Source organism: Microcystis sp. M079S1, assembly GCF_020246425.1.
GTDB lineage: Bacteria > Cyanobacteriota > Cyanobacteriia > Cyanobacteriales > Microcystaceae > Microcystis > Microcystis aeruginosa.
This window is the reverse complement of sequence record NZ_JADBSZ010000052.1, coordinates 51256-70509: the sequence shown is the minus strand read 5'-3', so window position 1 is coordinate 70509 and position 19254 is coordinate 51256. Positions and strand designations below refer to the sequence as shown.

At 39.7% G+C, this 19254-nt stretch carries 16 protein-coding genes and 1 pseudogene; 10 read left to right on the top strand and 7 right to left on the bottom strand.

What is annotated here, in order from left to right:
• Positions 1–29: 29 nt before the first annotated feature.
• From rpmB to IM456_RS03065, 3 genes are all read right to left on the bottom strand, one after another.
• Positions 30–266: a 50S ribosomal protein L28 gene (gene rpmB, locus IM456_RS03075; RefSeq protein ID WP_002732080.1), complete on the bottom strand. Its 237-nt coding sequence runs from the start codon at positions 264–266 to the stop codon at positions 30–32.
• Positions 267–520: 254 nt separating this feature from the next.
• Positions 521–943 carry a PIN-like domain-containing protein gene (locus tag IM456_RS03070; protein WP_061432129.1) on the bottom strand — a complete coding sequence of 141 codons (423 nt, stop codon included), beginning with the start codon at positions 941–943 and terminating at the stop codon, positions 521–523.
• On the bottom strand, positions 940–1656 hold the full coding sequence (locus tag IM456_RS03065; protein ID WP_287692861.1) for a DUF433 domain-containing protein: 717 nt from the start codon (positions 1654–1656) through the stop codon (positions 940–942). The genes IM456_RS03070 and IM456_RS03065 overlap by 4 nt, the downstream gene beginning before the upstream one ends.
• Before the next feature lie 454 nt (positions 1657–2110).
• Here IM456_RS03065 and IM456_RS03060 point away from each other — a divergent pair, with 454 nt between their 5' ends.
• Positions 2111–5299: a type ISP restriction/modification enzyme gene (locus IM456_RS03060; RefSeq protein WP_287692859.1), complete on the top strand. Its 3189-nt coding sequence runs from the start codon at positions 2111–2113 to the stop codon at positions 5297–5299.
• 475 nt (positions 5300–5774) lie between these two features.
• On the opposite strand, the pseudogene IM456_RS03050 reads toward IM456_RS03060, so the two are convergent.
• Positions 5775–6767, bottom strand: a pseudogene (locus IM456_RS03050) (ImmA/IrrE family metallo-endopeptidase).
• Positions 6768–6989: 222 nt separating this feature from the next.
• On the opposite strand from IM456_RS03050, the gene secA reads away from it, so the two are divergent.
• The 8 genes from secA to IM456_RS03010 all read left to right on the top strand — a co-directional run bounded on the left by secA (position 6990) and on the right by IM456_RS03010 (position 15354).
• On the top strand, positions 6990–9806 hold the full coding sequence (secA, locus tag IM456_RS03045) for a preprotein translocase subunit SecA (RefSeq protein WP_287692852.1): 2817 nt from the start codon (positions 6990–6992) through the stop codon (positions 9804–9806).
• A gap of 495 nt (positions 9807–10301) precedes the next feature.
• Positions 10302–10781 carry a 2-C-methyl-D-erythritol 2,4-cyclodiphosphate synthase gene (gene ispF, locus IM456_RS03040; RefSeq protein WP_149987258.1) on the top strand — a complete coding sequence of 160 codons (480 nt, stop codon included), beginning with the start codon at positions 10302–10304 and terminating at the stop codon, positions 10779–10781.
• A 41-nt stretch (positions 10782–10822) separates the two neighbouring features.
• The gene (gene vapB, locus IM456_RS03035) at positions 10823–11050 is read left to right on the top strand and encodes a type II toxin-antitoxin system VapB family antitoxin (RefSeq protein ID WP_149987259.1); all 228 of its coding nucleotides are present in this window, start codon (positions 10823–10825) and stop codon (positions 11048–11050) included.
• Positions 11050–11436, top strand: coding sequence for a type II toxin-antitoxin system VapC family toxin (locus IM456_RS03030; RefSeq protein WP_149977457.1), 387 nt, complete (start codon positions 11050–11052; stop codon positions 11434–11436). Before vapB ends, IM456_RS03030 begins: the two co-directional genes overlap by 1 nt.
• A 92-nt stretch (positions 11437–11528) precedes the next feature.
• The gene (gene argS, locus IM456_RS03025; protein WP_149987261.1) at positions 11529–13286 is read left to right on the top strand and encodes an arginine--tRNA ligase; all 1758 of its coding nucleotides are present in this window, start codon (positions 11529–11531) and stop codon (positions 13284–13286) included.
• 629 nt (positions 13287–13915) lie between these two features.
• Positions 13916–14308, top strand: a complete 393-nt coding sequence (locus IM456_RS03020) for a Mo-dependent nitrogenase C-terminal domain-containing protein (protein WP_149987262.1) — start codon at positions 13916–13918, stop codon at positions 14306–14308.
• Positions 14309–14338: 30 nt separating this feature from the next.
• Entirely contained in the window at positions 14339–15097 is a 759-nt protein-coding gene (locus IM456_RS03015) for a hypothetical protein (RefSeq protein ID WP_149987273.1), read from the top strand.
• 5 nt (positions 15098–15102) lie between these two features.
• Complete coding sequence (locus tag IM456_RS03010) at positions 15103–15354, top strand: hypothetical protein (RefSeq protein ID WP_002798004.1); 252 nt, start codon at positions 15103–15105, stop codon at positions 15352–15354.
• 42 nt (positions 15355–15396) lie between these two features.
• Here the strand turns inward: IM456_RS03010 and IM456_RS03005 are convergent, their stop codons facing one another.
• The 3 genes from IM456_RS03005 to IM456_RS02995 form a co-directional block, all read right to left on the bottom strand.
• Complete coding sequence (locus IM456_RS03005; protein ID WP_002798003.1) at positions 15397–15804, bottom strand: hypothetical protein; 408 nt, start codon at positions 15802–15804, stop codon at positions 15397–15399.
• Positions 15804–17744 carry an AAA family ATPase gene (locus IM456_RS03000; RefSeq protein WP_287692847.1) on the bottom strand — a complete coding sequence of 647 codons (1941 nt, stop codon included), beginning with the start codon at positions 17742–17744 and terminating at the stop codon, positions 15804–15806. The genes IM456_RS03005 and IM456_RS03000 overlap by 1 nt, the downstream gene beginning before the upstream one ends.
• Before the next feature lie 315 nt (positions 17745–18059).
• On the bottom strand, positions 18060–18230 hold the full coding sequence (locus IM456_RS02995) for a hypothetical protein (protein ID WP_172970535.1): 171 nt from the start codon (positions 18228–18230) through the stop codon (positions 18060–18062).
• Positions 18231–18552: 322 nt separating this feature from the next.
• Between IM456_RS02995 and IM456_RS02990 the strand changes: the two genes are divergently transcribed.
• Positions 18553–19254, top strand: a complete 702-nt coding sequence (locus IM456_RS02990) for a 16S rRNA (uracil(1498)-N(3))-methyltransferase (protein ID WP_149987264.1) — start codon at positions 18553–18555, stop codon at positions 19252–19254.

The following is a 19254-nucleotide window of genomic DNA, read 5'->3' as shown; positions in this document are numbered from 1 at the left end:
CGATTCGTTTCCACTTCTGAACTACTCGCTTAGTACAAATTCAAGTTTAAGCCTACTTCTCTAGCGAAGACGGCTAATCCTTTCTTTTCAATGGTTTTGATAGCTTTGGTGGAGATGCGTAGTTTTACCCAACGGTTGCCTTCCGACCACCAAACTCTTTTCCATTGTAGGTTAGCTTCTTGTAATTTTTTGGTGCGACGGTGGGAGTGGGACACCGCATAGGCGTTATTGGCCTTTTTCCCCGTCATAGTACAGACTCTAGACATAATTTGCTCCTGTGCGATCGATGTTTGTCAATAGTCAACCTTTCTAGTTTAACTCAAATCTCGCCAGAAGTCCCCCCCTTCCCCTGGGTGAAGTGAAAGGAGATAAATTTAACAGCAAGTGGGGGGATTAAGAAGTTGATTAAACCGGTTCACTGCTCAGACAATTTCGACAATTGCATCAAAGGTAATGGTGAGAATATTGTCAACAAATTTAGCTGTAATTTTTTACTGAATAAAAAATATTTTAATAAGTTTTACATAGTTTCTATTATTCTAGTTAATTCATTTTTATTTTTCCACAATTTTACTTGAAAATCTTGGTATATTTTGGCGATAAAAGGGGCTTGATTATCTTGGGTTATTCTTTCGATTTTATCGATTGTTTCGACAAAAATATTAATCATGGTTTGACGAGGTAAGTTGCCAGAAACTAGAACAAATACTTGAGCCTGATAACGGGCTATCTGTTGAACTTCTAAAATATTTCTACCAATGTTTACATCTTTAGTTAATACTATCCATCCTCTTTGACTAACAATAGGTAGCCACTCCGTATCCGGTGCATCTGGGGCAAAATGGGCATGATGAAATTCAATTTTAACCCCTATTTCTTGCAAAGCTTCACCGATAGATTTTCCTAAAGCGCGGTCGATAAAATAGGTGTATTGATAGGTCATGCCGCTTGCCAATTGCACTCGAATAAAATCGCTTTTTCAATTTGCCAAGGTTGACAATTATAATCATTGGCAATATCTTCTATAGAGTCCCCCGCATCATAAAGTTCTGTGACAACTTTAGTGGGAATTCCTGTTCCTGCGATCACGGGTTTTCCGAAGGAAATATTCGGGTCTATCTTTAGTACTTTATTGCTGAAGTCTTCCCCATTTATGTCGATAGTGGGAAAAAGCCGTGTGGCGATATCTTGTTCATCCCATTCAATACGAGTTAAGAGATTATTTAAGAATTGTTTCATCGTCAATTGTCCCGAACGGGAGGCATTAATTAAATGTTCAAATTGTTCAATAAAAAGGTCAGTTCCATCGGTACTAAATTGTTTTTGAACTAGAGGATGATCGGTGTTAAATTGTTCACTAATATAGTCTAGGGCCAGTCTAACTTTATCGAGAGGGATGTTATGAACTTTGCGAATAACTCTTAAAACGTGCGCTTCCACTAAGTTAGTAAAGGAAAGTTGCGGAATATTCGGATTAGGTCGTTGAATGAGGGGTAAAAACTCTTTTTGTCCTTTTTTTGTCGGGTAGGTGCGTCCTCGTACCCACGTTCTCAGAGTGGGCAAAGGAATATGGAGATAGCGCGCAGTATCGGCTATAGTGTAGGTGGGAACATGATAGAGATGCTCTAGAGATAAGGGAGATGATGCTTTGACCATCGTTAATATTTTGGTGAAGTTGTTGAGATGAGATTATCGCCTATTATTTCATTCTAGCTAATTTTGGTATCCTTGAGGATAGGGATAAAGCAGGGTACATCTTATTTTTGTAAATCTAGCAAGTTGGGATTTTTACGCGAAAACTCTCTGATAAAATTGGGCATTACTTCCGACTTTATTAATCAATCCAAGCTTTTGGGGGGTTCTACCCCCCAAACCCCCCGTTGGGGGCGTGGCGCCGCCCCCAAACCCCCCGCGCATTAGCTTTTCGGTGGGATGCTTACAGGCAGCTGCTGATATATCTGTGATAATTCAAGAATCACTGATAATTGCTCATTGTCGGTATTTCTGCAAATGTCAGATGCAGCCATAAAGTAGGATGAGGGCAGTGGACATTGGGGGCAAATGAGGTTATATTTTATCTAGAGAAGAACGTTTGTATGTCGCAACGATAATGAGTAACTCACTGCCAAAATATCTAGAGGAAATCACAGGCATTTATCAACAGGGTAAGGCCACAGAACACAGTTATCGTCCTGCTTTAAAAAAATTAATTGAATCCCTAAATAATAACCTACAAGCTCTCAATGAACCCAAAAGGATTGCTTGTGGCGCTCCAGATTTTGTGATTAATCAGGGTATAGTAGAAATTGGTCATCTGGAAGCCAAAGATATCGGAACTTCTCTCAAAAAGGTTGAAAATACTCCCCAAATAAAACGTTATTTACAGGCTTTGGGTAATTTAATTATCACCGATCATTTAGAATTTCGTTGGTATGTATCGGGAGAATTGCGTCTATCAGCGTCCGTGGCAACTCTTAATCAAAAAAAGCAAATTAAACCTGATTCCCAGGGTATTTTACAAGTAGAACAATTGTTCTGTCAATTTTTCCTCTCAAAAGTTATTCAGATAACAACACCGCGAGAATTAGCCAAAAAAATGGCCGCTTTAGCGCAGTTAATTCGAGATGCAATCGGCCAAGCTTTAAAAGATCAAGATTGCGGGGGAATGTTGCGGCAACAATTGCAATCTTTTCAACGAGTTTTAATTAGTGATCTCAATGAAGCGCAGTTCGCGGATATGTATGCACAAACAATCTGTTATGGTTTATTCGCAGCACGCTGTAATACGGATCAAATAAGTTCTTTTTCCAGGGAAACGGCGGGATTTCGACTACCGAAAACTAACCCTTTTTTGCGGGGAATTTTTCATCAAATTGCTGGTACAGAATTAGATGAGCGGATTACTTGGGCCGTGGATACTCTAGCGACTATTTTACAACAAACGGACATGGAGGGGATTCTGGGCAGCTTTGGAAAACGCACACGCAAGCAGGATCCTGTAGTTCACTTTTATGAGACTTTTTTAGCCGAATACGATAGTAAAATGCGTGAGTCTAGGGGGGTTTATTATACCCCTGAACCCGTGGTTTCTTACATGGTTCGCAGTGTGGACTATATTCTAAAAAATAAGTTTCAGATTCCTAAAGGTTTGGCCGATGCTCAAAAAATTACGATTAAAAATCCTAATAATAGCCAAGAAACTCAGGAAGTTCACCAAGTTTTAATTCTCGATCCTGCTGTGGGAACTGGCACTTTTTTACACTCTGTTATCGACCATATCTATGACAGTTTTCGTCAACAGAAAGGGATGTGGTCTAGTTATGTCAGTAAACATTTATTACCCCGTCTCTTTGGGTTTGAATTACTGATGGCTCCCTACACCGTAGCACACATGAAATTAGGTTTACAACTTCAGGAATTAGGCTATGATTTTAGTGCCGATGAACGCTTGGGAATCTATCTCACCAACACCCTACAGGAAGCTTTTCAAATTCCCCCTGCTGATGGTTTTTTAAATCGCATTCGCGATGAAGCAGCCGCGGCAAAAGATGTTAAGCAAGAAATGCCAGTTATGGTTATTTTAGGCAATCCTCCCTATTCCTATCAGTCGATGAATACTGACCCTTGGATTGTGAATTTGGTTAAGGATTATTATCAATTAGATGGAAAACCATTGGGAGAGAGAAACCCTAAAGGTTTATTAGATGATTATGTGAAGTTTATTCGCTTTGCTCAGTATCGGGTAGCGGAAACTGGTTATGGAGTTGTGGCTTTAATTACAAATCATGGTTATTTGGATAATCCAACTTTTCGGGGAATGCGTCAAAATTTGATGCAGACTTTTGATGAGATTTATGTTTTAGATTTGCATGGGAATAGTAAGAAAAAAGAAGTTTGTCCCGACGGTTCACCCGATCAAAATGTGTTTGATATTCAGCAAGGTGTAGCGATTGCGTTTTTTATTAAGTATCAAGATAGTCAGCAAGATTTAGCCAAGGTTTATCATGCTGATTTGTGGGGTGTTAGAGAGGTTAAAGAGAATAGAGAGTTAGTTGGGGGTAAGTATCATTGGTTAGATGAAAATGATATTAGTTCAACTGAATGGTTAGATATAGAGCCTAAAAAACCATTTTATTTGTTAAGAATTCAATCAGAAAAATCGCTAGGTGAATATAATAAATATCATAGAATTGATGAAATATATATTACTCATATCTATGGTTTCAAGAGTCATCGTGATCACTTTGCTATAGATTTCGATAAAGAGCAGATAGTTAAACGAATTACTGAATTAGTTAATCAAGATAAATTAGATAATTCTTTTTCTGATAAATATGATTTAGGAAAGTGGGATTGGAAGAAAGCAGCTACAGCTTTGAAACAAGAGATAGACTTGTGGAGATTCCTTGACTTATGCGCTTATAGACCCTTCGACAATAGGTTTATGTTTTATTCTGATTATGTTATGGATAGAACAAGACCTGATTTAAGAAACCATATATTTAACAAAGAAAATTTGTGTTTAGTTTGTTCTCGTCAAATAGCAAATAATGAATATAGACATTTTTGGATAACTGACTTAGTTCCTAATGATTGTTTGATTTCAAATATCACGAAAGAATCTAACCATAACTTCCCCCTTTATCTTTACCCAACCAATACCCCAACCCTATTTGACACAGAAGCAACCAACTCGCCAAATGGTCGCCGTCCCAATCTAGCGCCTGAATTTATTAACAAACTTTCGGCAAAACTTGAATTAGAATTTATCAGTGATGGCAAAGGAGACAAAAAGAAAACCTTTGGACCGGAAGACATTTTTAACTATATCTATGCTGTCTTTCACTCTCCCCAATATCGCCAACGTTACGCCGAATTTTTAAAAATAGACTTTCCTCGTGTTCCTCTCACCAGTAATCAAGAATTATTCTGGGAATTAGTCAAAAAAGGTGACAGATTAGTACATTTACACCTAATGAAAGCAACGGGAAAAGAAATTAGTAGCTATCCCGTGGCGGGTTCTAATCTAGTCGAACAGGTGAAATATGACGAAAATAAACAACAAATTTCGATTAATTCTGACCAGTATTTTGCGGGGATTCCGCCTCAAATTTGGAACTTTTATATCGGCGGTTATCAAGTGTGTCAGAAGTGGCTAAAAGACCGCAAAGGTCGCCACCTTAGCTACGATGACCTAGAACATTATCAACAAATTATCTCCATTTTGGGCGAATCGATCGCAATTATGGAAACCATAGATATAATTATCAATAAATATGGTGGTTTCCCCTTTAGTTAAGCCACCGGTGAGAGAAGATTAATACTAAATCCGTTGACTATAGGCTACATATCAGGACAGGTAAAAGGGAGAATAAATAATCAGTACAGGTGCAAGATTTTGAGAGAATCGTGCTTCAAAACCTTGGGGTTTCATCGGCCCGCGTCCTGTAGGGGCGAAGCATTCGGGCAATAACCTATCGGTGAAACCGGAGATTTTCTATCCGAATGCTTCGCCCGTACTTTTTGCCGCAAACCCTAGATTGATATTTTATCGCAGGTTTCAACCACAGATAAAGCGTCTTCTAGGTTATATTTATTAGGGTTTCTCTTCCTTTTTTGTTGCGCTTGCCTTTTAAATTTATATTGAAATGTCTGAAGAATTTTAACTTGATTAATTTCAAATCCAAAGGTATTGAGGGTTTTCTCAAATAAGCCACAGGTGGACAATTTTAGGATAATGTCATTATCCAAACAATAAACAGAACCTATCAAGGTTAAACTCCTAACACCTTTTCTAGATACTCGTAGGTTTCGTCATCAAATTTATCCCAGTCTAACTGATTGGCCAAATATTCATTAATAATCTTATTGCCATTTGGGTTGGGTTCTAATAATTTTAAAGTAGCCATGGCTAAAGCAAAGTAGTCCCTGTTATGCCATCCCTAGTTCAGAATAATTGCACCTATGTCAATATCGGGATGATGAGAGATAAAATGTTCTTGAACATATTTACTGAATTTTTCAGCATTTTGGAATTTCCCATCCTCAAGGCAGTTATCATAATCACCTAAGAGTAATTCAGTGGCAAATTGATTAGCTTCTTTTTCTTCGCTATCATTATCAAATGTAATCTCTTCATCAACTAATACCCCATCTTTTAGATGTGCTAATGCTAAATGTCCTAATTCGTGCGCTAAGTTAAAAGCGAGTCTTGCCGACTGTTGATATTTTGAACTAAGAATAATTACAGGACAAGTGGAATACCATTGAATTAATCCAGCAAATTTCTTAGTTTTGTCAGGAAAATGATCAAAGTATCCCACCGCTATTCCCTGAGACCAACAATAATCTAAAAGAGAGGTCAAGTCAACCTTTGGCTGTTGACTTAAGATGTCTTCTCTGATGGTTTTAGCATCCTTAGGTAAAGGGGTATAATTAACTTCAACCCCCAAGGAAATTAACTCAGCAAAACGACTCGCTAAAGCTTGTGCTAGATGGGGATGTTGGTTATTTTGGCTATTGTGCTGTTTAAATTTAGTATGAGGAGGTCGATTAAATTTGACCTTTTCTTGAGGGGTTAATAAGGATGAGAGGTCAAGATTGAGCTTTTTGGCGATATAACCTGCCCCTTCTAGGACTGCAACGGGTTTATCATTGAGTTCATCATCCCACCAACTGGGCAAGCCATTTTCTCGGACATAATCTTTTTTTAGTCCGATTTTTGAGAGTTTCCCGTAGAGGGCTGCCATGGTAAGGCTTTCTGTCATGGTTTCACCCTCCTTTGTCGGCAATACTAAGTTTTTTAAGGTTTTAGGGAATCAAAGTAGATCAGCATATTCTTATCTCTAAGATACCATCTCTAACTTAATTTTTGCCCACTGGCAAGAGTCCCTTTTCAGCGATAAATGACTCTCTACTCCCAACGAGAGTGATACAATTGTTAACACCACAGACCAAGAGCCAATCGAAGCGAGAGAATAAAAACTGCTATGTTAAAAGCCCTACTCGGAGATCCCAACGCCCGCAAAATTAAAAAATTTCAGCCCCTCGTCACCGAAATCAACCTGCTGGAAGAAGACATTAAAAACCTATCCGATGAGGAATTAAGGGGCAAAACCAGCGAATTTAAGGAAAGATTAGACAAAGCGAGAAATTATGACGAAAGAGAGGAGATTCTCGAGGAAATCCTCCCCGAAGCTTTCGCCATTGTCCGGGAAGCGGGAATCCGAGTCTTAGGGATGCGTCACTTTGACGTGCAGTTATTGGGGGGAATGGTACTCCACAAAGGACAAATCGCCGAGATGAAAACCGGGGAAGGAAAAACCCTAGTTGCCACACTCCCCGCTTATTTGAATGGATTGACCGGAAAAGGGGTTCACGTCGTCACCGTCAACGATTATCTCGCCCGTCGTGACGCGGAATGGATGGGGCAGGTACACCGCTTTTTAGGGTTAAGTGTGGGACTAATTCAAGCCGGCATGAGTCCGGAAGAAAGAAAGAAAAATTATGCCTGTGACATCACCTACACCACTAACAGCGAACTCGGCTTTGATTATCTGCGCGATAACATGGCTACAGTGATGGGGGAAGTTGTCCAAAGACCCTTTAACTACTGCGTTATCGACGAAGTGGACTCCATTCTTATCGATGAGGCCAGAACCCCATTAATTATATCAGGACCGATCGATCGACCCACAGAAAAATATATTCTCGCCGCCGAAATCGCCAAGCAATTAGTGCGCCAAAAAGTAGAAGACGGACCGGGAGACTACGAAGTTAACGAAAAAGACCGTAACGTTTTAATGACCGATGAAGGCTTTAAAAGAGCGGAAGAACTATTAGAAGTTACCGATTTATACGACCAAGAAAATCCCTGGGCGCACTATATTTCTAACGCTATTCGTGCCAAAGAACTCCAGAAAAAAGACGTTAACTATATCGTCCGCAGTGGTGAAATTGTTATCGTTGATGAGTTCACGGGACGGGTATTACCGGGGCGACGTTGGGGTGATGGTTTACATCAGGCAGTGGAAGCTAAGGAAGGGGTAGAAATTCAACAGGAAACCCAAACCTTAGCCACGATTACCTATCAAAACTTTTTCCTACTCTATCCGAAATTATCTGGCATGACCGGGACGGCCAAAACCGAAGAAACGGAACTAGAAAAAGTCTATAACCTGCAAGTAACAATTATTCCCACTAACCGCGTTTCTCGTCGGCAAGATTTAGCCGATGTGGTCTATAAAAATGAACAGGCAAAATGGAACGCCGTCGCTGAAGAATGTCAACAAATGCACGAACAGGGTCGCCCGGTTTTAGTCGGTACTACCAGTGTGGAAAAATCGGAAGTGCTTTCGCTTTTATTACAGGAGAGAAAGATTCCCCATAACTTGCTTAATGCCCGTCCAGAAAACGTGGAAAGGGAATCGGAAATCGTCGCCCAAGCAGGCCGGGCCGGGGCTGTAACCATTGCCACGAACATGGCGGGACGGGGAACCGATATCATCCTCGGTGGTAACTCCGACTATATGGCCCGATTGAAAATTCGCGAGTATTTAATGCCCAAATTAGTTATGCCCGAAGATGACAATTTGGCCTTTAGTTTACCCAGTTTAGGAGAACGCAATCGCCCGCAAGGATTCGCCCCGGGTAAGAAGAAAAAAAACTGGCGTGCCTCGGCGGAAATTTTTCCCACCGAGTTGCCGAAAGAGGTAGAAAATGCCCTGAAAGAAGCGGTTAAATTTGCCGTTGATACCCACGGAACTCAAAGTTTACCCGAATTAGAAGTAGAAGAAAAAATCGCCATCGCAGCCGAAAAAGCCCCCACGGATGACCCGGTTATTCAAAAGTTACGCGAAGTCTATAAATTAATTCGCAAAAGTTATGAAGATTACACAGGCAAAGAACACGATGAAGTAGTAGAAAGGGGCGGACTGCACGTTATCGGGACGGAACGCCACGAATCCCGCCGTATTGACAACCAATTGCGAGGCCGGGCGGGCAGACAGGGCGACCCCGGTTCTACACGCTTCTTTTTAAGCCTAGAAGACAATTTATTGCGAATTTTTGGGGGCGACCGCGTGGCGGGTTTAATGGATGCCTTCCGGGTGGAAGAAGATATGCCCATTGAGTCGGGAATGTTGACTCGTTCTCTGGAAGGCGCGCAAAGAAAAGTGGAAACCTTCTATTATGATGCCCGGAAACAGGTGTTTGAATACGACGAGGTGATGAATAATCAACGACGCGCTATTTATGCCGAACGTCGTCGGGTTTTGGAGGGGATGGACTTAAAAGAACAGGTGCTGCAATACGCCGAAAAAACCATGGATGAAATCGTCATGGCTTATGTTAATCCCGAACTGCCGGCGGAAGAATGGGATTTAGAAAAACTGATTAGTAAATCTCAGGAATTCGTCTATCTCTTGGCAGATATTACCGCTAAAGATGTCGAGGATATGAGTGTCAATGATATCAAGATGTTCCTACACGAAGAAGTTCGTAAAGCCTACGAAATTAAAGAACGTCAAGTGGATAATATTCGCGCCGGTTTAATGCGCGATGCCGAACGTTATTTTATCCTGCAACAAATCGATATGTTATGGCGCGAACACCTGCAAGCTATGGAAGCTTTACGCGAGTCGATTGGTTTACGCGGTTACGGTCAAAAAGACCCTCTGATTGAGTATAAACAGGAAGGCTACGAGATGTTTTTAGAAATGATGATTGATATCCGTCGTAACGTGGTTTATTCCCTGTTCCAATTCCAACCGCAAGGACAACCCCAAGCAGTGGCTAGTGAACAGTAAAAATTAAAAGTTGGCTTAAATTGGGGAGAATTGGCTAAGGCTGATTCTCTCATTTTTTTCTACCGAGAAATCAGTCACCCACAATCCAGACTAGGACAAAAATTATCAGTCCGATTACTCCATAGGACAACAACGACCCCAAAAAATTGATGATTTGTATGGGAAAATGAATCAAAACTTGGTAAGTAAAATCCGTAACTGCCAGCAAGGCAGTGAAAAATATAGTTACAAGTGTTATCATAAGTAAGTAGGATAAAATTAACTTTTTGGTTAGGATAGGCAAAAGGCAAGAGGCAAGAGGTGGTTAGATATGTGTAATTAATTGTGTTTAGTTAGTTCTTACCTAATATCTTCTCAATCTGATAGAATAAATGGCTATCCTTTGCGGTAATCGGCAGTGGATAGTCAGAAGTTAGGAGATTATCCCCAAGAAAATTCTACCGCAATTTGGGTGCATCTCACATTTGCAGAAACACCGACAATGAGGACTGCTCTATGAATATTCGTATTGGTAACGGCTACGATATCCACCGATTGGTAACAGGAAGACCTTTAATTTTAGGAGGAGTAGAGATTGCCCATACTGTCGGTTTATTGGGTCACAGTGATGCCGATGTCTTAACCCACGCTATTATGGATGCCATGCTGGGTGCGCTTAGTTTAGGCGATATCGGTCATTATTTTCCCCCCACAGACCCACAATGGCAAGGGGCGAATAGTTTAAAATTATTAGAACAAGTTAATCAATTAATTATCGATAAAGGTTGGCAGATTAATAATATTGATTCGGTAATTGTCGCCGAAAAACCGAAAATGAAACCCCACCTCAGCGCGATGCGAGCCAAGTTAGCAGAAACTCTCAATATTAATCCGGAACAGGTGGGAATTAAAGCCACTACTAACGAACAATTAGGACCGGTAGGACGAGAAGAAGGTATCGCAGTTTATGCCGTGGTTTTATTGGTTAAGGAATAAGTAATTAGTAAGAATTAGCTCAAATTAAGTATCCCAAACCTATGAATATAGACACAAAAATCTTAGAAACTGTCGAAACAATGCCAGAGTTCTTAAAAATAGAGCTGCTTCACTATGCTGAATATTTGATGGCCAATTATCAATCAGATGCTATTATAGAGAAACCTTCTCTTAGAAAACGCCGTTCAGGAATTTTACAAGGTACATTTATCTTACCTTTGTCCGATGACTTTGATGAGTCTTTGGAAGATTTTCAGGAATATATGTGATGACATCTTTTCTTCTGGACACCCATACTTTCATCTGGTTAACTGAAAACGATTCTAACTTGCCTAATAATCTTCGGGAGGAAATTGATTTTGCTCCTGAAGTTTATGTCAGTATTGTTAGTCTCTGGGAAATCGCAATTAAGTTAAATTTAGGTAAGTTAGCCCTACAAAAAAGTTATGAAACCATTGAAACTAAACTAGAAGCATCAGATATAACCTTACTGTCTATATCATTTTCTGATACTCTAAAAATTTGTACTTTACCCTTGCATCACCGTGATCCATTTGATAGAATGCTAATTGCTCAATCTCTAAACAGATCGCTAATTCTAATTAGTAAAGATACTAAATTTGATGCTTATAATGTACCAAGAAAATGGACATAATACCCCGTTCGGCTCAATTCTATTCAAGATGAGAGCAAGATAAATTTCCTCATTACCCATAGATTTCTAACATTCATTCCTAAATTCTCTCTATGACTGCCATTATCCAACAAATAAAAGAGCGTTTTTCCCAATCCCTAGTTAAATCCTTTGGGGAAAACTTCGCCGCTACCGATCCTCTAATTGTGGCCGCTAGTAACCCCCGTTTTGGCGATTATCAATGTAATATTTCCCTCTCTTTAGCCAAAGAATTAAACCAAAAACCCCGGGAAGTGGCGGCGACTTTACTAAAAAATCTAGAGATAGATGATCTCTGTCAACCCCCCGAAATTGCCGGACCCGGTTTTATCAATCTTACCCTTAAACCCGGTTATCTAGAAACCCAATTAAAAGACCTAATTACTGACAACCGTTTAGGAGTTGCCGCTGCTAACCCCAGTCAAAAAATTATTGTCGATTTTTCCAGTCCCAATATTGCCAAAGAAATGCACGTTGGCCACTTGCGATCGACTATAATTGGTGATTGTATTGCTCGGATTTTGGAATTTCGTCATCATCAAGTAATTCGTCTTAATCACGTCGGGGATTGGGGGACTCAATTCGGGATGTTAATCACCTATCTACAAGAAGCTTATCCTAGTGCTTTAACCCAAGCAGATGCCCTAGATTTAGGGGATTTAGTTAGCTTTTATAAAAAGGCCAAAATTCGTTTTGATGAAGACGAAAACTTTAAAGAAACTGCCCGTCAAGCTGTAGTAAAATTACAGTCGGGTGATCCTCAAAGTCGTCAAGCATGGCAGTTACTTTGTCAACAATCACGACGGGAATTTCAGAAAATCTATGATATTCTCGATATAAAACTAACCGAAAGGGGTGAATCTTTTTATAATCCCTACCTTGAGGCAGTAATCAAAGAATTAGATCAGCAGGGATTGCTAACAAAAGACAACGGCGCTTTATGCGTCTTTCTCGATGGTTTTACCAACAAAGAGGGGGAGCCTTTACCCCTAATTGTCAAGAAATCCGACGGCGGTTATAATTACGCTACCACCGATTTAGCAGCAATTTGTTATCGAGTGCGTCAAGATAAAGCCGAAAGAATAATTTATGTCACCGATGCTGGACAAGCTAACCATTTTGCCCAAGTATTTCAGGTGGCTAAAAAAGCGGGATTTTTACCCGATAATGTGGCAGTGGTTCACGTCGCTTTTGGATTAGTTTTAGGGGAAGATGGTAAAAAATTAAAAACTCGTTCCGGGGAGACGGTAAAATTACAAGAATTACTCGATCAAGCGATCACCTGTTCCCTAGCTGACTTAGAAAAAAGACTGGCAAGCGAGGAAAGAGAAGAAACCAGCGATTTTATCGCTAAGACTGCCGAAACTGTCGGTTTAAGTGCCGTTAAATACGCCGATCTCAGCCAAAATCGCAATAGTAACTACGTTTTCAGTTATGACAAAATGCTCAATCTGCAAGGCAACACCGCCCCCTATATGCTGTACGCTTACGCTAGGGTTCAGAGTATCAGTCGCGAAGGTGGTATTAATTTTCAGGATTTAAGTGCCAATTCATCGCTAATTCTCAAGGATGAAAGCGAATTAATTCTGGCTAAACAATTACTGCAATTTTCGGAAGTAATTAGTGCCGTCGAAGAGGATTTATTACCCAATCGTTTATGTGATTATCTTTACGAACTCAGTAAAAAGTATAATCGTTTCTACGAGAATTGTCCCGTTCTGAAATCGGCAGAACCGATGAAAACCTCTCGTTTAGTCTTGTGTGATTTAACGGCAAGAACCCTAAAATTAGGATTATCTCTGCTAGGAATCCCCGTTTTGGAAAGAATGTAAATCAGTTATCAGTTATCAGTTATCAGTTATCAGTTATCAGTTATCAGTTATCAGTTCACCGTTTACTATTCACAGCAAAAAACTACCCAATTTATAATTTATAATTGATAATTCATAATTCCCACACCCCACACCCTACACCCCACACCCTACACCCTACACCCCACACCCCACCCCTTGGGTTGCGTATCTTTGACAAAAGCGGGTGCTATTTTATACCCAGAAAAAGTGTACTATGCTGACGTGAAAAAACCTGAGTTTTTGCTAACCTAGAAATAGCTCTAATCAGAGCCAATATCTTTGGGCGAAGCTTAGAGATTAATCTAGTTAAACTCACTGGTGACGTTATCTTATTGTCGTCTGTTGCCTATTCGCTTTTAGGTGATAACTCGGAGATGAGAAGTTAGTACAAATGCTCAAACTTCCTCTCGCTGCTCCCTGCTCGCTCATAGACAGTCTTAACGAGTAATTTAGATAGTTAACAGCTTACTCCCGCATCTGGGCCGCTGACGCAATAAGCCACATCTGTTATCCCAGAGATGTTATCGTTAAAGCGGTCAAATGTCCGAACGTCCCAGAAGATTTTCGGGGAAGATTGTTCGCCCTCTCGTAATCTCAGATAGAACCTTATGAGTCAATCAATAGAAGGTAAGGCTATGGCCGATGCTGATGTATCAGATTATACCACAAATAAAATAATTTTGTCTAATTGGATTGCCCCTTGGTCGAAAGGCAATCGGAAAAACCCGTCACCGCAACCAAAATGGGATTTATGGCAACCCCTGCGGCAACGAATTGATCGCCTAGAGATTAATACACCTGCACTAGCTCATCGGATTTGTCGTCTAATTCCGGCTCAATGTCCCTTTGCGCGGAAAATTACCCTATTTAGCCAGACAATTCTAGAGATTCCGCCCCTTTGCAAGCTAAATCCCCTCTACGAAAACCTGATGATGTTAAGATTTCGCGCTCTTTCTTACCTTGCCGATGAATGTGGAGAGGATATCGGTGCTTACTGCTAAAATGGGAGAGTGTCTTTAATCGCCACACCTATGGCCATCATTGCCCTGAAAGCTTGGTATCTGGACAAATACGAACCTATCCGCGAGGTTGTCAAACGTCCCCACGACTTGCGCTTAAGTCGCAATAGTCTCTTAAAATCGGGTTTAAGAGCCGATTTTCTCGATGATAGCCTGACGATACAGGGTTCTGTCTGGTTCCAACGCTATCTAGAAGGGGAAAGGGTGGAATTTTACCTCGAAGGTAGTGGCGGTTACGTCATCTCGAATATTGACCTGATTTCCCAAGAAATTTACTTTACTAAACAGGACCTCAGCGCTTGGTTGGATCCCGTCATTTATTTTAGCTCCCAAAGCCAATTTAAGGACTCTAGCACCGCTTTAAGAACAATTTTGACCGAAACCGTCGAAAATCTCAATAAACGCTCCCGTTTGCCCTTAAACATCGAAGAAACGCCCCGAACTGAGGGCAATGTCACCAGATTGAGTGATAGTCAATTACGCAAAATTCGCAAAAGTTTATTATTTATTGCCGATGCTACGGCGATTAGCCAAAAGGAAACGGAATTACTGCCCAGTCCCCTAGTGGGTGTAGAATTAGGTTATGCGATCGCTTGTAAACAGGGCGGACAAATTCTGCTAACCTATCAAAATCGAGCGGAATTAAAGGGTAAACTGGCTTTTGACCTGCCAAGCTACCAAAAATTAATTTTCTCGGATCCTAGCGAATTGCGTCTCACTTTTCCGCCTTTAATGGCAACTTTATTACAAAAATTCAATCTGATTAGTTAAAAAAAATGAGTAGAAAAGCTGACGAGTACGCCGTACATTTGTTCTTAAGCAGTGGACATCGCGAGGAGGTTCGTTTTTTGACTATCCAAGAATTTCAAAAGTGGTACAGTAACGAATTAGTTCCGAAAGCCGATTCCCAGGATTTTATCAATGTTCCGATCAGAAATATCCAAGGGGAATATATGGTTTTACGTCCGGCTAGTATCATTGCTATTCGCGTGGAACCCGTCTTTTTTGGCAGTGTGGAAAGAATATAATTTGCCGTTATCGCTAAAAAAGATAGTTAGAGCCAGAGAATTTTAGAGATTATCGATAATTCTCTCAATATCAGCTTGGATTTGATTGCTGACTTTGCCTTGCCAGCGTTCTTTTAATTCCCTTAATCCCACTTCTGCGTATTGACAGATCTTATCTAAAACTTCTTTGCCATCGCTGGGTTGAGGATAGGAATTCTTTTTACAGATAATATAAATTCCTGCGGTTAAAGCTAAAATAACTTCTGGATCGATTTGGCTAATAGTAATTAAATCTTGTCGATTGCTCAGAGTGGTTCCGTAGATACTGAAGTCTTGTTTAATGGCAAAAGCAGCGGCGAATAAATAGGCATCTACCATGCGCTCAAAGGTTTTATTATCTTTTAGTACCTGTAGATAATTTCTGGAAGTTTCCGAGGCATAAATCTTCAAACTGGGATCGATTCTCTGCATTAGTAACTCTCCATCACTTCAATCACGGAAGCATCTTCATCGGCAGCCAAACGGTGTATTTTTAAAATATCAGTACTGTGGGGACGCAGCAGATTTAAAAGTGGATCGGGAAGATCGCGATCCGTGGCTAAAATAATCACTTGGGAGTTTAAATTAGGAAGAGAGTTAATAATATTTTTTTGATGTTCTTGATCTAAATGACCAAAAGGTGTATCCATAATTAGGGGAACACAAGTATCGGTTATTTGATTTAAACCGGTGATAAAAGCAAAAGCTAAAGCTTCCTTTTCTCCCGCACTTAAAACATCGGGATTTAATAATTTTCCTGTGATGGTACGGATTCCTAAAGTGTATTCGGGAGTGATTTCTACTCCTCTATATTCCTCTGGTTTGTTGGTTACTTGTAAATAGCGATCGCTGGTTACTTGATTAATCATTTTTTGGGAATTATCGATATGCCATTCGATTAATTCGTTAGTGGCATTTTTTAAACCTCTGGCCATTTTAACCTGATTAGATAACATCAATGTGGTTTGATTTTCACTAGCTAAAATTTCCACTTCTTGGCGTAAATTTTCTAATTGCTTTTCTTTGATTTCGATTTCCTTTTGCAAGCGTTCGATCCTTTCTTCAATCTCCTTGACTTTTCGTTCCGATTCGCCAACTTTTCGCCAAATCTCCCTCACCGAGTCTTGATCTATTCCCGTGGTTTCCTGTTTTAGCTGTCTAATATGTTGATTAATTTCTTCGATTTGTTCTTCTAAACGATCTCTTTGTAAAAGCAATTGACTATAGTTGCTAAATTTAGCATTATCTCGCATAATTCCCTGTAAATCAATTCTAATTTTGTCTTTTTCTATTCTGGTAGCGTTGTCCACTTCTAAGGACTCTAGTTCGGCAATTTGTTGAAGGATAAAGTCCCGAGAATTTTTATCTAAACAACGACCACATAGACAGCTTTCATCGTCAAGTATTGCTTTTAAAACTGCTGTAGAATTAGTTTTATAAGTGCTTTTTAAGCTAGTAACTTGCAAATCGTCAGCCATTTCCTGCACAAAGTTAATCAGCAAAGGTATCGAAGCTTTTTTTAACCAAGAATCGATAGACTTTTGCAGGTTATCTAACTGAGTTTGTAAACCGATACGCTTTTTCTCTAAGTTATGAATTTCCTCTAATTTTTCTCGTAAACTTTCAATCTGAGCGGCTTTTTCTTGAGCATCCTGATGAATGATTATAGCATTTTTTTCCTCATCTTTAGCATTTTTAAGCTGACCTTTTTTAAGATCAATGTCTTCTTCTAATTCTCGCAATTCTTGCATCTTATCTCTAAAAGTTTGACTGGTTCCCTCTGCCTTATTAAGACGGTTTTCTAATTCTTGCAAGGCTTTTTCTGTATCATCGCGCAGATTTCTTAATTCCGGGATACCCAAAACTTTTTCAATTGCTTCTTTTGCTTCTTTAGTTTGAGTTATCTGGGTATATTGTTCGATTTTTAAGCCATCAAAACAGAAAAAATCTCGAATAGATTTAGGAAGCAATGCTTCGATATATTCCCTAGAGTTACTTCTTATGGTTCCATCTTCATAAAATAATGCTTCCTCTGCGCTGGGATAAAAAGTGCTACCATTAACTTTTAATTTCGCTGTGCGACTGATAAAGTAATTTTTCTCGTTTCTAGTAAAATTTAATTCTACCCGCATTTCTCTTACTGATGAAGAATCATACTTACCTCGATAAAAATAGGTTTCCAGAGTCTCTTTAGATACAATATCTCCCCCATAGAGACACCATAAAATCCCTGTCATCAGAGAAGTTTTACCGTGGCCATTATTACCGAAGATAATCTGAATTTTTCTCTCGGGATGCAGGTTAAAAGTAATATTTTGACTAGGGTAACATTTCCAATTAGTTAAGCGAATTTGTTTCAGTCTCAAAGTCATAAGAACTCTTGTAAAAATCAAAAATTTTGTGGTTGGTTAGTAGTCAGTAGCCAGTAGTCAGTAATCAGGAGAATTAAGAATGAATAATAATCAATTAAATGGTTTATTTAGAGATTTTATGCAACTTAATATTTATTTTTGTCGTTTTTAAACTAAGTGGGTGGGTGGAATTAAATATAAGATGAACGTAGAACGTAGGTTGGGTTGAAGCATGAAACCCAACGTCCGCTCATGTTACGCTACCGCTAACCCATCCTACAAATAATTGTGCCTCCCTACTTACCAAAAATAAATCATGCAAGAGATCTATAAAATTTATGATTGTGGGGAGTCGGTATATTTTTCGATAAGTTTGACAATTTTAGGTGATAGCCGCCGATTTTTTAGAGTAATTTTTTCTACTTCTAAAGCCATGGCTTCCTTGAGCAGTTGGGGAGGTATCTCATATTTTTGTGCCAGTTCTTTAATTTTAGCAGTTATGTCCATGGATTTTCTGGGGGTTAGGGGTTAGGGAGTGGAGATTGTCAAGTCTTAATTCTTATTTGGCAAGATATACCTTGATGAGGATAAATTTTATAACAGATCTGAGTAGGTAAGGCCATAGTAAGTTATAGCCTTTGTCATAAACATGAAGTATAACCTAATTTGGTATTGACGACTGACTAACCAAAAGGAAAACTTCGTACTTCACCATTAAGATAACTGCTATAAGCTGATCTACTCTCAACCTTATACAAAAACACCATAAAAGCTAAAATAGATAGCTGACAGTGATTCTGAACACAATAGTAATATAGACTAAACAGCCTTGTATTATCGTCTTCTTCTTGATTTTAATACCCTAGAAAACGGGTTAATTGCCTTAACATCCGAACAAAGTCATTATCTTAAAAAAGTTGTTCGTTTAAAATCCCATGACCATTTTATTGCCCTAAATGGACAAGGACAAGCGTGGTTAGCAGAAATAATTGATAATTCGGCCCATCTTTTAGAAGCGATAAACGAAACCACCGAACTACCAGTACAAGTGAATTTAATGGTAGCAATTCCCAAAAATGGCTTTGATGATATCGTTCGCGCTGCCACCGAATTAGGAGTTTATCGAATTATCCCGCTGCTGACAGAACGCGGTTTAGTTAATCCTAGTCCTCAAAAAATTGACCGTTGGCGAAAAATTGCCCGGGAAGCTGTAGAACAATCAGAAAGACAGATTATTCCTATTATCGAAGAACCACAACCATTTTTAGCCATCCTTAAGCGGGGAGTTAGCCCAGGGACAACTTGTTATATTGGTGTTACCCGTAGAACAGTGGACCCGCTACTTTCTCAATTGCAAACATCAACCGAGATAACCATTGCCATCGGACCGGAAGGGGGATGGACGGAGGCAGAAATAGAACAAGCGATCGCTGCTGATTTTCTACCTGTATCACTGGGAAAACGGATTTTGAGAACAATTACCGCTCCCTTAGTGGCTCTCGCTATCATTAACGCCTATTTAGACAGCTAA

Coding starts and splice junctions, on each gene's coding strand:
- vapB (WP_149987259.1), top strand. CDS start 10,823: ATGAATATAGACACAAAAATCTTAGAAACTGTCGAAACAATGCCAGAG.
- IM456_RS03030 (WP_149977457.1), top strand. CDS start 11,050: ATGACATCTTTTCTTCTGGACACCCATACTTTCATCTGGTTAACTGAA.
- IM456_RS03060 (WP_287692859.1), top strand. CDS start 2,111: ATGAGTAACTCACTGCCAAAATATCTAGAGGAAATCACAGGCATTTAT.
- IM456_RS03020 (WP_149987262.1), top strand. CDS start 13,916: ATGAGTCAATCAATAGAAGGTAAGGCTATGGCCGATGCTGATGTATCA.
- IM456_RS03015 (WP_149987273.1), top strand. CDS start 14,339: ATGGCCATCATTGCCCTGAAAGCTTGGTATCTGGACAAATACGAACCT.
- secA (WP_287692852.1), top strand. CDS start 6,990: ATGTTAAAAGCCCTACTCGGAGATCCCAACGCCCGCAAAATTAAAAAA.
- IM456_RS03005 (WP_002798003.1), bottom strand. CDS start 15,804: ATGCAGAGAATCGATCCCAGTTTGAAGATTTATGCCTCGGAAACTTCC.
- IM456_RS02995 (WP_172970535.1), bottom strand. CDS start 18,230: ATGGACATAACTGCTAAAATTAAAGAACTGGCACAAAAATATGAGATA.
- argS (WP_149987261.1), top strand. CDS start 11,529: ATGACTGCCATTATCCAACAAATAAAAGAGCGTTTTTCCCAATCCCTA.
- IM456_RS03000 (WP_287692847.1), bottom strand. CDS start 17,744: ATGACTTTGAGACTGAAACAAATTCGCTTAACTAATTGGAAATGTTAC.
- IM456_RS03070 (WP_061432129.1), bottom strand. CDS start 943: ATGACCTATCAATACACCTATTTTATCGACCGCGCTTTAGGAAAATCT.
- rpmB (WP_002732080.1), bottom strand. CDS start 266: ATGTCTAGAGTCTGTACTATGACGGGGAAAAAGGCCAATAACGCCTAT.
- IM456_RS03010 (WP_002798004.1), top strand. CDS start 15,103: ATGAGTAGAAAAGCTGACGAGTACGCCGTACATTTGTTCTTAAGCAGT.
- ispF (WP_149987258.1), top strand. CDS start 10,302: ATGAATATTCGTATTGGTAACGGCTACGATATCCACCGATTGGTAACA.
- IM456_RS03065 (WP_287692861.1), bottom strand. CDS start 1,656: ATGGTCAAAGCATCATCTCCCTTATCTCTAGAGCATCTCTATCATGTT.